This window comes from Vallitaleaceae bacterium 9-2, assembly GCA_038396585.1.
Taxonomy (GTDB): Bacteria; Bacillota; Clostridia; order Lachnospirales; family Vallitaleaceae; genus UBA1351.
Genome location: CP121691.1, coordinates 2113334 through 2128223, shown reverse-complemented (window position 1 = coordinate 2128223; position 14890 = coordinate 2113334). Strand labels below are relative to the sequence as shown.

General features: G+C 37.6%; 15 protein-coding genes. 13 read left to right on the top strand and 2 right to left on the bottom strand.

What is annotated here, in order from left to right:
- The first annotated feature begins 3 nt into the window (after positions 1–3).
- From QBE53_10070 to QBE53_10050, 5 genes are all read left to right on the top strand, one after another.
- The gene (locus QBE53_10070) at positions 4–1038 is read left to right on the top strand and encodes an agmatine deiminase family protein (GenBank protein ID WZL80152.1); all 1035 of its coding nucleotides are present in this window, start codon (positions 4–6) and stop codon (positions 1036–1038) included.
- On the top strand, positions 1031–1900 hold the full coding sequence (gene aguB, locus QBE53_10065; protein WZL80151.1) for an N-carbamoylputrescine amidase: 870 nt from the start codon (positions 1031–1033) through the stop codon (positions 1898–1900). Before QBE53_10070 ends, aguB begins: the two co-directional genes overlap by 8 nt.
- A 171-nt stretch (positions 1901–2071) precedes the next feature.
- Positions 2072–3307, top strand: coding sequence for an efflux RND transporter periplasmic adaptor subunit (locus QBE53_10060; protein ID WZL80150.1), 1236 nt, complete (start codon positions 2072–2074; stop codon positions 3305–3307).
- On the top strand, positions 3294–4457 hold the full coding sequence (locus QBE53_10055) for an FtsX-like permease family protein (protein ID WZL80149.1): 1164 nt from the start codon (positions 3294–3296) through the stop codon (positions 4455–4457). Before QBE53_10060 ends, QBE53_10055 begins: the two co-directional genes overlap by 14 nt.
- On the top strand, positions 4450–5241 hold the full coding sequence (locus QBE53_10050; GenBank protein WZL80148.1) for an ABC transporter ATP-binding protein: 792 nt from the start codon (positions 4450–4452) through the stop codon (positions 5239–5241). Before QBE53_10055 ends, QBE53_10050 begins: the two co-directional genes overlap by 8 nt.
- A gap of 68 nt (positions 5242–5309) precedes the next feature.
- Here the strand turns inward: QBE53_10050 and QBE53_10045 are convergent, their stop codons facing one another.
- Complete coding sequence (locus QBE53_10045) at positions 5310–5921, bottom strand: 50S ribosomal protein L25 (GenBank protein ID WZL80147.1); 612 nt, start codon at positions 5919–5921, stop codon at positions 5310–5312.
- Between the two features lie 196 nt (positions 5922–6117).
- Between QBE53_10045 and QBE53_10040 the strand changes: the two genes are divergently transcribed.
- The 3 genes from QBE53_10040 to QBE53_10030 all read left to right on the top strand — a co-directional run bounded on the left by QBE53_10040 (position 6118) and on the right by QBE53_10030 (position 8893).
- Positions 6118–7338 carry an FprA family A-type flavoprotein gene (locus QBE53_10040; GenBank protein WZL80146.1) on the top strand — a complete coding sequence of 407 codons (1221 nt, stop codon included), beginning with the start codon at positions 6118–6120 and terminating at the stop codon, positions 7336–7338.
- A gap of 94 nt (positions 7339–7432) precedes the next feature.
- Complete coding sequence (locus tag QBE53_10035; protein ID WZL80145.1) at positions 7433–8446, top strand: SDR family oxidoreductase; 1014 nt, start codon at positions 7433–7435, stop codon at positions 8444–8446.
- Between the two features lie 18 nt (positions 8447–8464).
- Positions 8465–8893, top strand: a complete 429-nt coding sequence (locus QBE53_10030; protein ID WZL80144.1) for a MarR family transcriptional regulator — start codon at positions 8465–8467, stop codon at positions 8891–8893.
- A gap of 40 nt (positions 8894–8933) precedes the next feature.
- Here the strand turns inward: QBE53_10030 and QBE53_10025 are convergent, their stop codons facing one another.
- The gene (locus QBE53_10025; GenBank protein ID WZL80143.1) at positions 8934–9080 is read right to left on the bottom strand and encodes a hypothetical protein; all 147 of its coding nucleotides are present in this window, start codon (positions 9078–9080) and stop codon (positions 8934–8936) included.
- Between the two features lie 103 nt (positions 9081–9183).
- Here QBE53_10025 and QBE53_10020 point away from each other — a divergent pair, with 103 nt between their 5' ends.
- The 5 genes from QBE53_10020 (at position 9184) to QBE53_10000 (ending at position 14888) form a co-directional block, all read left to right on the top strand.
- Complete coding sequence (locus tag QBE53_10020; GenBank protein ID WZL80142.1) at positions 9184–10527, top strand: APC family permease; 1344 nt, start codon at positions 9184–9186, stop codon at positions 10525–10527.
- Positions 10528–10546: 19 nt separating this feature from the next.
- On the top strand, positions 10547–10927 hold the full coding sequence (locus QBE53_10015) for a RidA family protein (protein WZL80141.1): 381 nt from the start codon (positions 10547–10549) through the stop codon (positions 10925–10927).
- Between the two features lie 120 nt (positions 10928–11047).
- Positions 11048–11968: an FMN-binding protein gene (locus QBE53_10010; GenBank protein ID WZL80140.1), complete on the top strand. Its 921-nt coding sequence runs from the start codon at positions 11048–11050 to the stop codon at positions 11966–11968.
- Positions 11969–12047: 79 nt separating this feature from the next.
- Positions 12048–13889 (top strand): NAD(P)/FAD-dependent oxidoreductase, encoded by a 1842-nt coding sequence (locus tag QBE53_10005; GenBank protein ID WZL80139.1) that lies wholly within the window; start codon positions 12048–12050, stop codon positions 13887–13889.
- Between the two features lie 30 nt (positions 13890–13919).
- On the top strand, positions 13920–14888 hold the full coding sequence (locus tag QBE53_10000; GenBank protein WZL80138.1) for a polyprenyl synthetase family protein: 969 nt from the start codon (positions 13920–13922) through the stop codon (positions 14886–14888).
- The last annotated feature ends 2 nt before the right edge of the window (positions 14889–14890 follow it).

Genomic DNA, 14890 nt, shown 5'->3' with positions numbered 1-14890 from the left:
AAAATGAATGCATTATATAGAATGCCGGCTGAATGGGAAGAACATGAAGGGACCCTTATTAGTTGGCCGGTTAAAGCTTCCATGGTATGGGAAGAAAACTATGAAGAAGTATGTCGGGGTTATAGCGAAGTCATTTTGGCTATTGCAAAATTTGAGCCGGTGTATGTCCTTGTTGATGACAAGACACAAGCGATTGCAAAGATGTATTGTGATAGTGAACAAGTATATTGGTTAAATATTGCACATGATGATGCGTGGATACGTGATAACGGACCTACTTATGTTTGGGATTTAAGATCAAAAACACTCACGGGGATTTCGTGGTTATTTAATGCATGGGGAGAAAAGTATCCGAATTTTGAATTGGATAATGCGGTGGCACAGACGGTAAACGAAGCGTTGGGTTATCAAGGACTTGATGTAGAGATTGTCTTGGAAGGAGGTTCTATTCATGTAGATGGTGAAGGGACCCTTTTGACAACAAAAGAATGTCTATTGAACCCAAATAGAAACCCTCATTTGAATCAAGATGATCTAAAAAACATACTTGCAAAATATCTTGGAATTGAACATATTATTTGGTTGAATCAAGGTCTATACGGTGATGAGACGGATGGACATATTGACAATATTGCATGCTTTGCCAAAGAACAAACGATTCTTATTCAAACATGCTCGAATCCGGATGATCCGAATTATTCCATCAGTAAAAAAGCAATGGCAACGTTAAATGGTAGCGTAGATGCTAAGAATAGACCACTAGCCTGCATAGAGATTGAAGGACCACCAGCAAGGTTTTATCATGGAAAACGACTAACACTAAGTTATTTAAATTATTATCTGGTTAATGGAGGTGTTATCTTGCCGGTATTTGGTGGAGATGCCAAAGCATATGATGAAAAAGCAATCAATACACTAGCCCAAATATATCCGGATCGAGAAATTGTGACGATAGATGGGATGGCGCTTATTAAAGAAGGGGGTAATGTCCATTGCATTACTCAACAGATTCCAAAAGAGGTGAAGAACAATGCGTAAAGTTACTGTAGCAGCAATACAGATGTCATGTACAGATCACGTTCAAGCGAATATACAAAAAGCTGAAAAATTTGTACGTCAAGCAGTGAATGAAGGGGCACAAATTGTTTTATTGCAGGAACTTTTTGAAACCCTGTATTTTTGTCAAAAAGAAAATCCAGACTATTATCATCTGGCAACGACGGTAGAAGAAAATCAAGCAATTAACCATTTTAAGGCAATTGCAAAAGAATTAAAAGTTGTCTTGCCGATTAGTTTTTTTGAGAAGAAAAACAATGCTAGGTACAATGCACTTGTTGTTATCGATGCGGACGGTTCAGTTTTAGATATCTATCGCAAAAGCCATATTCCAGATGGTCCGGGATATGAAGAAAAATACTATTTTAGCCCGGGAGATACAGGGTTTAAAGTATGGAAGACTATGTATGGCACTATTGGTGTAGGTATTTGCTGGGATCAATGGTTTCCGGAAGCAGCCCGCATTATGGCTCTTATGGGCGCGGAACTTATTTTTTATCCTACAGCGATTGGATCAGAGCCGGAAGATCCGACAATTGATTCAAGCCGCCATTGGCAACGCTGTATGACGGGACATTCTGCGAGTAATCTTGTTCCGGTGATTGCGTCTAATCGTATTGGTCAGGAGTACATCGAAGATTCGACCATAACATTTTATGGGACATCGTTTATTACAGATGGAACCGGAGAGGTGATTCGCCAAGCCAGCCGTGATCAAGAGGAGATTCTATTAGCTACATTTGATTTGGACGAGCTTATGCATCAACGTATTGAATGGGGTGTATTTAGGGATAGACGCCCTGAACTTTATGCGAAGATACTTTCCTTAGATGGGAACCAATAATATATAACTGGATATCTCAAGATAGCTAAAGGTTGCTGCCGAAATATTGGCATCAACCTTTTTTTATTGCGCGAAAGCATATTTTATGAAAATATATTTACAATATATCACATTTAGTGATATAATAATTATTATCAAAAGAGAATAAGTTGATAGGAGGATGCCATACGCATGAAAAAGAAATTGAGCATTGGATTAATTATTTTTGTCATCGTAGCAAGTGGTACATTGGTGTATTATAGCCAAATGCCAAAAAAAGTGGCTGGATATACAGTGTCAACAGGTGATTATGAAGAGGGAATAAGTGCAGTAGGCTATGTTGAATATGAGATTGAGACATCAATACAAGCGGAGGTGTCAGGAAAACTGAATGAGATTTATATACAAGAAGGGGATAAGGTTGCTCAGGGAGCCATCATTGCAAGTATTGATGACGTAAAAGCACGTCAGATGTATCAAGATTTAGAAGGGGCTTTGGTGCTGGCGCAATCAAGATATGAAGACTATCTTAAGAATTATGAAGCTGCTTTGCGAAATGTTTCGCAACAGCGACAGACAAAAAACATTGAAATAGATGGATATAAGCTAGCCCAACAACAGTTGGACACGGAACTTATAAAACTTCAGCAGCTTTATGATGAAGGCGTGATTTCTTATTCTGAATTAGAAAGTGTCAAAAATGAACAAGAGGTTATTGAAAATAATATTGAGGTGGGAAAGGCATCGCTAAACGCACTTAATAATCCTGCATTGATTAGCAAAGAATTAAAGGCTTCTGTTGATGTGGCAAAAGAGCAACTCGATCAACAAGCCTTAGAGTTAAATAAATATTCTATACATAGCCCGTTTGAAGCTGTGATACTTGATATTTATATTAATCAAGGTGAACTGGTTCAAGCCGGACAAGATATTATGCAAATAGGGTTGGCAAACAAAAAAGTCGTATGGGTGGAAGTGGATGAAAAATATATTGGTACTCTTGCCATCGGTCAAGAGGCGATGTTAACAGCAGAAGCCTACGCTGATCAAACCTTTACGGGACGCATCACAGGTTTTGATTCTCAGGTCAATAAAGAAACGGGGACGATTGGCGTCAAAGTTGAGGTAGTTGAGGGAAGAGAGGCATTGATTCGTAATATGTCAGTACGGGTTGAGGTTATAACTACAAGTTTAAATGACGTTGTTTTAATCCCAGGTGACTATCTCTATGGAGATAATCCAACGACAGTTCTTGTCATTAATGCACAAGGACGTGTAGAGACGCGACCAATCAAGATTCAAAATCAAAATAAAGAGATGATTTATGTTATGGATGGATTGGCGCCTCAAGATATTATTGTCGCGCCTTTGGATATAGCACCTGGAGATAGGGTGGAAATACAAGAGGTGATAAATGATGCTGTTTGAATTAAAAGTAGCATTGCGTTTTTTGCGTGAAGGACGTGGACAGACAGTATTTATTCTTATGGGAATTGCTGTTGGCGTCGCGGTACAAGTTTTTTTAAATACCCTGATTACGGGCTTGCAGGCAGACTTGATTAACCAAACGGTTGGAAGTAGCCCACATGTTTGGATTCAAGGAGAATCAGAGTTTGATAGTGAGACGAAGTTACTGGAATGGGAGAGTATTATGGAGATTGTCGACCAACGTGAAGACATTGTTGCGATATCTCCATTAGTTGAAAGTAACGGATTTATAGTTACGACTTCAGAAGCGGTTCCGGTACAAATAAAAGGCGTCAAACTAGAGCAGGCAGATGCGATTTATAAAATTATTAATCGTTTAGATGTACAAACCCGTGAGTTAAGTGGTAATCAAGTACTCATTGGAAAAGGGATTGCAGATAAATATGCAATAGCTAGGGAACAAAGCATTCGCTTATCCCTACCCAATGGTGTAGTTCAAAATTATTCAGTTGCCGGAATCTTTGATTTAGGCAATGAAGGAAGTAATGCAACATGGGTGCTTTTAGATCTCAATCAAGCGCAAAAAATTGTTGGATTAGGCAACAGGGTATCAAAAATTGAGATGCAAATTCAAGAAATCTTTGATGCCCAAGTAATAGACGAAGACTTAGAACAACGTCTGGCAAACGTTGAAGTAGGTAATTGGATTGACAGTAATCGTTCCTTATTGACCGCGCTTCAAAGTCAAAGTTCGTCTTCCATCATGATACAGGTCTTTGTACTATTGGCTATTACACTTGGAATTGCCAGTGTGTTGGCAGTTTCGGTCGTTCAAAAATCAAAGCAGCTAGGCATATTAAAAGCCATGGGAACAAAAAACAAACATGCCAGTCGTATCTTTCTACTTGAAGGGGCGATATTAGGCTTTTTGGGGGCAATATTAGGTGCCGGACTAGGCATTGCATTGGTCTATGGTTTTTTGTTTGGAACATCGATAGAAACAGGGACGCCCCTATTTGCTTTGACGGTTGAATATAAGAGCTTGATAGTGATTATTGTAATTGCGATTGTAGCAAGTACCTTAGCGGCTGCAATTCCGGCAAGAAAAACAGCGCGCTTAAATGCTGTGGAGGTGATACGTAATGGATAATCAAAAAACATTGTTGGAAGCTATTGATTTATCAAAAGTCTATGGAACAACAATTCGTAATAAAGTCTTGCATGATTTAAATTTTTCAATTGCGCGTGAAGAGTTTACTTCAATTATAGGTTACTCTGGCTCGGGAAAATCAACACTATTAAATATTTTGGGAGCGCTTGATCAACCGACACAAGGAAAAATTATTTTTGATGGTGTTGATTTTGGTCAAATGAATGAAGATGCGTTGGCGGTATTTCGTAATGAAAACTTAGGGTTCATTTTTCAATTCCATCATTTGTTACCTGAATTTACGGCTTTGGAAAATGTGTTAATTCCAACATGGATTAAAGAGGGAAGATCCCATAACAAACGCTTAAAGCGAGCAAAGGAATTGCTTGAACTTGTGGGACTCAAAGAATATATGAACAATAAAGCGACCAACCTCTCAGGTGGTCAGCAGCAACGTGTAGCGATTGCACGAGCGTTGATTAATGAGCCGGCGATTCTTTTAGGGGATGAGCCGACAGGGAACTTAGATAGTGAGTCGACACAACAAGTATATCGTCTGTTTCGCGAAATCAACGCAAACCTTAAGACGACCATCATTATTGTTACACATAATGATCATATAGCGGCAAAGTCAGACCGTGTCATTGAATTAAGTGATGGTCGCATAAGTCGAGACTATAGTAATAAAATACTATCAGAGGACGATGCATTTTCGCAAGTGGCACCAGATTATTGTAAATATTGTGGAAAACAACGGCAGACAAAGGCAGGATATGTTCTTTAGCAAAGTAGAAACAAAAAAACAGCTGATATATATCAGCTGTTTTAGAATCGATGTTATGTAAGAATGTATTATTCTTCGTCAGCACCAATAACTGGTACTTCAGCATCTGCGTTCTCATCAGATTCCACAGATTCTTCTTTCGCTAATGAAAGAACAACGATTGTTGAATCTTCAGGAGTAATTACGTTGTAATTATCATCTTTAAACATGTCTAAATCTTTAACTTGGATAGAATCTCCAATTTGAAGACCTGCAAGATCAACATCAATGTGGTCTACAAGATATTGAGGTAATGATTCGTACTCGATTTCTTGTAGGTATTCGCTTACAAGTGCATCAGCAGGTGCCTTTTCTCCATTTAAGAAGTTGATGTGTGCACTTACTTTAACTTTTTCACCTGCAGTTAAAGCTTGGAAATCAATGTGTTCAATGTTGTTGCTAAGAACTGTACGAGACACATCTTTAAGCATTGCTAATTGTTTTTCTCCATTAACGGTTAATTCTACTTGTGCACCAGCAGAGTTCTTTTTAAGAAATTGCATAGCGTCACTTTCGCTAATTTGTAATTTTACTGGAGCCTCTAAGTTCTTTCCGTATAGAATAGCAGGAATAATTCCATTTTTTCTAAGTTGTTTACCGTTCAGTTGTTCATTGCGTTTTTCGCTTTTTAATACTGGCATATAAACCTCCTTATGATAGCGAACATAGATAAAAGACCTATATTCGTTTTTATCGCTCAATATATTATATCATTATATGGTCGAATGTCAAATTTTCTTCTATAGTACCTTGAATTTATACCTCAAATAAGCTATAATACACGTGATAATCATTATTGTTTAACATTAATGAAGTAAAAAGAAATGGAGAGATTATATGAAACCAGTAGAAGTAAGTAGCGGCATATACCAATTATCTGTAGCCGTTGAAGATATTTTATTTGAAGGAATCTGGGAGATTCCAAAAGGTGTAACAGTTAACTCATACATCGTAAAAGGTGAAAAGACAGCGATTATTGATGGTGTTTGCGGATGGGATGGTGTACCTGAGACATTAATCAAAATGCTTGATGAGATTAATATTGACCCAAAAGATATTGACTACCTTGTTGTTAATCACATGGAGCCGGACCATTCGGGATGGATTGAAGACCTTAAAAAGATTACCAATGATTTTAAAATCGTTTGTACACAAAAAGCAGCCGCTTTAATGACCCACTTTTATGAACACGAAGAAAACATTATGGTTGTTAAAGAAGGTGATCAATTAGATCTTGGCCAAGGACGTGTATTAGAATTTTCAGAGATTCCTAATGTACATTGGCCCGAGACGATGATGACATTTGATACACAATCAAAAACGTTATTTCCTTGTGACTTGTTTGGTACCTTTGGATTATTTGAAGGACATGTTTTTGATGATGATTTTAATCCGGATACACACCCATTTTTTGAAGAAGAGGGATTAAGATACTATGCCAATGTTCTCGCAACTTTTTCCCACCAAGTAAAAAAAGCTGTTGAAAAATCAGAAGCGTTACCTGTGGAAGTTATTGCGCCGGGGCATGGTTTGATTTGGAGAAAAAATCCACAGACAATTATTGATATTTATAAGCGATACATTGAGTACAGCTTAAACCATGGAAAAAAAGAAGAAGTTATGATCCTCTGGGGATCTATGTATGGCATGACGGAAAAAGCTGTTGATCATGCTGTTAAGTATTTGACAAATAAAGGTTTAAAAGTACATGCGCATCGTGTACCTGAGACATCCTTAGGGCAGGTATTAACCTCTGCCTTGGCATCAGCAACAATTATTGTAGCTGCGCCAACCTATGAATATAATATGTTCCCACCAGTAGCTATGTCTTTAGAAGAAATAGGACGTAAACGCATTGTTAACCGTTTGTCTTATTGCTTTGGATCTCATGGTTGGGCGCCAGGTACGGTTAAGGAATTTAATGAAATTATGGAACGTATGCGTATGAAATGGAATGTGGTCGATTCTCACATCTTTAAAGGTGAAGCCAAAAAAGATGATTACGCCAAAATTGACAAGGATTTGGAACGCTTAGTCGAAGAAATCCATGCATTGTAAAAGTTTATATTTCCTAGTATAATAAAATGGTGTCACATGTATTGTGACACCATTTTTGAGGAAAAACATAAATGCATTGGAGAGGAGAAGGTAGATGAAGGCTTTATTTATTGGAGGAACTGGGACTATAAGCTTATCCATTAGCAAAAAATTACTTGAACTTGGATGGGAGCTATATATTTTAAATCGAGGGAATCGCAAGCATGATTTAGATGGCAAGAACCTTCATCTGATTCATGGAGATATCAATGATGAGGAACAAATACACGAACGTATTAAAGACCTGACATTTGATGTGGTATGTGACTTTATTGCCTTTGTACCAGAACATGTTCAGAGGGATGTACGACTTTTTAAAGAAAGAACGCGTCAATATATTTTCATAAGTTCAGCATCAGCATACCAAAAACCATTGTCCGATTATCGGATTACTGAAGGAACTCCATTATCCAATCCTAAGTGGCAATATTCTAGAGATAAAATTGCATGTGAAGAGTATTTAATGACCCAATATAGAGAAAGTGGATTTCCGGTGACGATTGTTCGCCCAAGTCACACCTATGATGCCCGCTCTATTCCGCTAGGTGTTCATGGAGATAACGGTGGTTGGTCTGTAGTTCAACGTATACTTGATGAAAAGCCGGTTATTATTCATGGAGATGGAACGTCCCTTTGGACGATGACCCATTCACGTGATTTTGCAAAAGGTTTTATAGGTTTAATGGGAAATCTACATGCCATTGGAGAAGCGGTTCAGATTACTTCGGATGAAAGTCTAACATGGAATCAAATCTATCAATCGATTGCTAATGCCTGTGACAGACCGCTTTATGCAGTACATGTTGCTTCAGAGTTTTTAGATGCAACAAGTTCCTATGACTTTAACGGTGGACTTTTAGGTGATAAGGCAAATTCTGTTGTTTTTGATAACGCTAAACTAAAGCGGCTTGTTCCTGAGTTTGTGGCAACAACACGCTTTGATCAAGGTATTCGTGAAAGCATAGACTATCATTTGTCCCATGAAGACATGCAAAAAAAAGACCCGGAATTTGATCAGTGGTGTGACCGTGTCATAGAAGTTATTGAACAGGCGAAAAAAAGTTTTTAAAGGAGTGATGCATCGATAATGGACGATAATGCATTAAGATTAGACAACCAGCTTTGCTTTCCTTTATATGCAGCTTCTAAGGAAATTATAAAACGTTATAGACCATATTTGGATGAAATTGGATTAACATATACACAGTATCTTACGTTACTCGTACTATGGGAACATAAAGAATTAACGGTTAAACAGTTAGGGGAAAAGCTTTTTCTTGATTCCGGAACGTTAACACCCGTGGTAAAAAAGCTGGAAAAGCAACATTGGGTCCGTAGACGCCGATTGCCAGAAGATGAACGTAGCGTTGTTGTAGAGTTGACGCCAGAGGGATGGGAGCTTAAGAATAAAGCGCTCTTTATTCCTCATGCAATGGCCAAAGAAATGAATATAACTGAAGAAGAAGCAACGATATTATATCAAGTGCTGTATAAAATTTTAGGAAGAACATCATAAAACAAAGAGGCTATGCCTCTTTGTTATTTGCTCATGGTCTTTACTTTTGGTGTGCACGAATTTTTGCTTCGAAATCATTAGGGTTATCGCATTCTTGATCAAGATCTTTGACTTCTTTGTCAATAAAATCATAGTCGATTTCAAGACCGATAGATTCTAATTTTTTAATTACTTCTTTATACGTCATACATACCTCCTCGATATTTATGATGAATGGTCATTCATAGTAAAACATAACATTACTATATTATAATTGTAACAAATAAAATAGAAAATACAAGGAGAAAATTATGGAAAACCTTGAAAAAAAATATGGGCTATTTACAGCTGTAGCCATGGTTGTCGGAGTTGTTATTGGTTCAGGTGTCTTTTTTAAAGCAGACGATGTATTAATATCGACCCAAGGAAATTTAATTTTAGGATTGCTTGCATGGGGACTTGGAGCTATTGCCATGGTTTTTGGTGCACTTGTCTTTGCCGATTATGCACAACGTATTGAAAAAACGAATGGTATTGTAGATTATACAGAAGCTGCATACGGGAAAAAAGCAGGGTATTTAGTTGGCTGGTTTAATTGGATACTGTACTTTTCTCCGCTAACTGCTATTTTAGCTTGGGTATCCGCGCGATATACCGTCTCTCTATTTAATCTTGGAGATGTAGATCCTAATATTATTTGGTATCTTGCAGCTTTTTTCTTGTTATTTATGTATATTCTTAACTCTGTTGCGCCTAAAATTGCAGGAGATTTGCAAGTTGGAACAACTATTATCAAATTGATACCGCTACTCTTAATTGCTGTTGCAGGTACAATTTATGGCGTGATTAATGGCATGACATATGATAATTTTATTGAAGCATCCTATACAGTAGGAAGTAAAAGCAGTACCCTTTCCTCTGCGGTGGTGGCATCAGCATTTGCCTATGAGGGGTGGATTGTAGCTATCACAATCAATAATGAAATTAAAGACTCTAAAAAAAACCTGCCTAAAGCCTTGGTTATGGGAGCGTTAATTGTATTTTTAGTATATATCACATACTTCTTGGGAATTGCGGGAGTGCTTCCAACTCAGCAGATTATGAATCAAGGTGATGATGCAGTTACGTTGGTGGCAAACATTCTCTTTGGACCTATTGCAGCTGTTTTGTTGACAGCGTTTGTAGTGGTCTCTTGTCTAGGGACTTTAAATGGGTTAGTCCTAACAAATATACGCGGACCTTATGCATTGGCAGTTCGCGGACAAGGACCGATGCCCAAAGTATTATCCAAAGTCAACCCTAGGTTTCATATGCCTATGCGTGCAGCAATTGCATCGGGAATTGTATCGTTTACGTATTTGTTTTTGTGGTACGCCAGTTTAAACAATCTTTTCGGACGTTTTATTGCAATTGATGAAATACCTATAGTGCTAGTCTATGGTGTCTATATCTTCTTATATATTTATGCAATGAAAAATTTCAGTGATTTAAGCTTTTTTTCCCGTTTTGTCAAGCCGATTATAGCTGTAATCGGAGCATTGACAATTATTTATGGTGGTATGTTAAATCCAAGTATCGGAATATACTTACTCATATGTGTAGGAGTTTTACTCTTCGGTTTGTTGTTTTATAAAAGCAAATACGATATAATGTAAGAAGTGAAGGGAGGTAGAAATGGAAAAAAAAGCAATTATAACAAGCAATGCGCCCAAGGCGATAGGACCTTATTCGCAAGCTGTTCAAATAGGGGACTTTCTCTATACATCAGGTCAAATACCCATCAATCCTCAAACTGGTGATATACCTACAGGAATTGATAATCAAGCAAGGCAATCGTTAGAAAATGTTCAAGCTATTTTAGCAGAAGCTGGACTAACGATGGAAAAGGTTGTTAAAATGACGGTATATTTGAAAGATTTAAATCATTTTGAACACGTCAATGCAATCTACGCGTCTTTTTTTCAACAACCATATCCTGCAAGATCTGCGATAGAAGTAGCTAGACTGCCTAAAGATGTGCTTATTGAGATTGAGGCCATTGCCAGCATAAAATAATGACTTAAATAACAAAATGACCAATATGACCAAAACATTGACAATTATTTGTCAAAATAATATAATTCACCTATCAGACATAAGTCTGTAACTATGTATAATATTTATGGAGGTAGTTAAATGAGAAAGATTATTGCTTTATTTTTAACAATGTTATTAGTTGTCGCTTTATTTGTAGGTTGTGGAAAAGATGAGCCTGCAACAGATGAGACAACAGATACAACACAAGAAGATGCGACTACAGAAGAAACAACAGATGAGACATCAGATGATGCAGCTGTTGAAGCTGGTAGTTTAGCGGATGGTTTTTACTATGCACAAGAAGATGAATTTGCTGATAGTGGTTGGAAAGGTGCAATCGTTATTGAAGTTGCAGACGGAAAAATGGTTGATATCAACTGGACAGCAATTAGCAAAACAGCAGGTGTGGATAAAAAAACAGCATCAATGAATGGTGCTTATGGTATGGTTGAATACGGCGGCGCAATTGCTGAATGGCATGAACAAGCAGAAGCTGTTGAAAACTACTTATTAGAAACACAAGACGTTACAGCAATTGAATACAAAGATGACGAAGGTCATGTAGATGTAATCTCTGGCGTAACAATTCATGTTAATGACTTCTATGCATTAGCAGAAAAAGCTTTAGCAAACGGTCCTCAAGAAAAAGGTCCTTACACTGATGGTGCTTACCATGCAGAAGAAGACCAATTTGCTGATAGCGGTTGGAAAGGTACAATTGATGTAACTGTATTATTTGGTGATATTGTAGCTGTAAACTGGAGTGCTGTTGATGAAAGCGGCGCAGACAAAAAAGAAGCATCAATGAACGGTGAATACGGTATGGTTGAAAAAGCTGGAGCAAGTGCTGAATGGCATGAGCAAGCAGAAGCTGTTGAAAACTACTTGTTAGAAACACAAGACGTTACAGCAATCGAATACGTTGATGATGAAGGTCATGTTGACGTAATCTCAGGTGTATCTATTCATGTTAATGATTTCTATGCATTAGCAGAAAAAGCTTTAGCAGATGCAAAATAATAGCTAAAACGTAAGGTTTTAGAATTTTTGAAGGGCATCATCTTAAGGTGATGCCTTTCTAATAATAAGGAGCGATATCATGAGCAAAGAAAAAAATATAGTTGTTTTGGGTGCCGGATATGGCGGTATTTTAACTGCGAAAAAGATGGCTCGTAAATTCAAAAAAGACGAAAATATTCGCATTACATTAATTGACAAAAACTCGTATCATACGATGTTAACAGAATTACATGAAGTTGCTGCTGGACGTGTTCCAGAAGAAGCTATACGTATTGACTTAGAAAAAGTTTTTGCAGGAAGAAAAGTTGATATTGTCTTAGATGAAATTTCAAACATCGACTTTAATGCAAAAAAACTGCAAGGAAAAGTAAAAGATTATACATATGATTACCTCGTGTTAGGTACAGGTTCAAAACCAACATTTTATAACTGTGATGGAGCCAAAGAACATGCTTTGACACTATGGTCATATGAAGATGCAATAAGAATTAAAAGCCACATCATTGAGATTATGGGTGAAGCAAGTGTAGAAACAGATCCTGTCCGTCGTCGTAATCTATTAACGTTCATGGTTATCGGAAGTGGATTTACTGGGATAGAGATGGTTGGAGAATTAGCGGAATGGAAGACGAGTTTGTGTCATAGATTCTCTATTGATCCTGAAGAAGTGAAGATTTATGTTGTGGATATGGTACCAAAAGTACTCCCAACGTTTAAAGATAAATTGATTAATAAGACGGTAAAACGTCTTCATAAACTTGGTGTTGAAGTATTAACAAGTTCAAACATAACTGAGGTTAAAGAGAACTTCGTAACGATTGAAGGAAAAGGAACTATCGAAACACATACCGTTATTTGGGCGGCAGGTGTTGAAGGTAGTGACTTAATGGGAAGCCTTGATGATATTGAAAAAGTTGGGCGTAACCGTGTACAGACAGATCAATATTTACGTGCAAAAGGTCAAGAAGACGTTTTTGTTGTTGGAGATAACATTTTCTACATTCCTGAAGGAGAAGACCGTCCTGTGCCTCAAATGGTTGAAAATGCAGAACATTCAGCATCAACAGTAGCACACAATATTGAAGCATCTGTTAAAAAAACGGAGTTAAAAGAATACAAGCCTGCTTTCCACGGTGCTATGGTATGTATTGGTGGACGCTATGGTGTTGCACAAGTCGGAACCGATAAGACAGAGTTTTGCTTCTCTGGATTTATTGCGATGTTTATCAAGCATTTTATCAATATGATTTATTTTATACAAGTTGCAGGCTTTAACAAAGTATGGACATATTTGATGCATGAGATTTTCCATGTAGAAGATCGACGAAGCTTTGTTGGTGGTTATTTTGCGAAGCGATCACCTAATTTCTGGCTTGTACCTTTACGTATGTTCTTAGGATTTAAGTGGTTAATGGAAGGTCTTGCAAAAATAGGACAAGTCATTAAAGACCCAACAGATATTTTCTTAATCCCTGCGGCGCCAGTGGCTGATGCGACAGCGGCAGCAAGTGAATGGGTTGAAGAAGGTGCAGAGGCAGTTACGGCATTACCGGTTCCAGAATTTATTACCAATATGGTTGACTGGTCGATGGACTTAATGTTCTACACACCAGATGGTGGATATACAGCATTGGCATCTATCTTCCAAACAGGAATGGTTATTGGAGAAATTATTGTCGGACTTTGTTTACTTGGTGGTTTATTTAGCGCATTAGCATCGATTGTTTCTATTGCAATGGGAATGATGATTTGGGCTTCTGGAATGGCTCCAAACGAGATGCTTTGGTATATGATTGCCGGAGTGGCTACAATTGGTGGTTCCGGATCAACATTTGGCTTAGATTATTATGTGCTTCCATTCTTGAAAAAACAATGGAAACGTATAGGGTTTGTTAAAAAGTGGTATTTATTTACTGATTAAACATAATTCGAATTAGTCTGGGGAAAAATCATGGGAATTAACGAACAATTAGAACAAGTAAAAACAATCATGCATAAAGAATTAGTTACAGGGGACCATTATCTTAATGGTTCTCTTAACTATGTAAAGGAGACAACGGGGAAATTATTGCGTCCGCGTTTTTTGCTTATTGGTGCCAGTTTTGGAAAGAAAACGACTAAAAAGCAAGAACACAATTTAATTCGTTTGGCAGCAGCAGTAGAATCCCTTCATGTGGCGACGCTGATTCATGATGATGTTATTGATGAGTCAAAGCTACGGCGGGGCCAAGAGTCGATTCAGTCAAGATATTCAAAAGAATATGCAATCTATATGGGAGACTTTATTTTAAGTCGTTGTTTTATTATGCTTTCCCAGTTAGATATTAAAAAAGAATTGTTGGTTGAAATCGCAAAGGCAATGAATCAGATATGTATCGGTGAGATGAAACAGCATAAGCATCGTTTTAATGTGCATGTTAATCCACTTAATTACTTACGTATCGTATCACGAAAAACCGCAACACTTTTTTCCATCAGCCTAAGTTCAGGCGCGTACTATGCCAAGGCACCGGAAGATACGGTGAAATTGCTTGCGCGTATTGGTCATGAGATTGGTATGGTATTCCAACTTGTAGATGACTTGCTGGACTATGAAGGTAGCGTTATAGAAGTCGGCAAAGATTTGGAAAAAGATATGCTTAAAGGTTACTATAATATTCCTGTGTTGTTTGCGATGCAAGGAGAAAAAACACCCGAACGGCAAGAGTTAAAAGACCTTTTAGAACACTCAGATGGCATAAGTAAGAACAAAGAACGTATTTTTGAACTTATCAAAAATCTTGGTGGCGTTGAAAAAACCCGGGAGCTTGCGCTGCGCTACAATAAAAGAGCGCTGGCACTTATTGAAAAATTGCCGGAGGCGCCGGGAAAACAAGCACTGATTGATTTGACTGCAAATTTAATCCATCGAGAAAAGTAAAG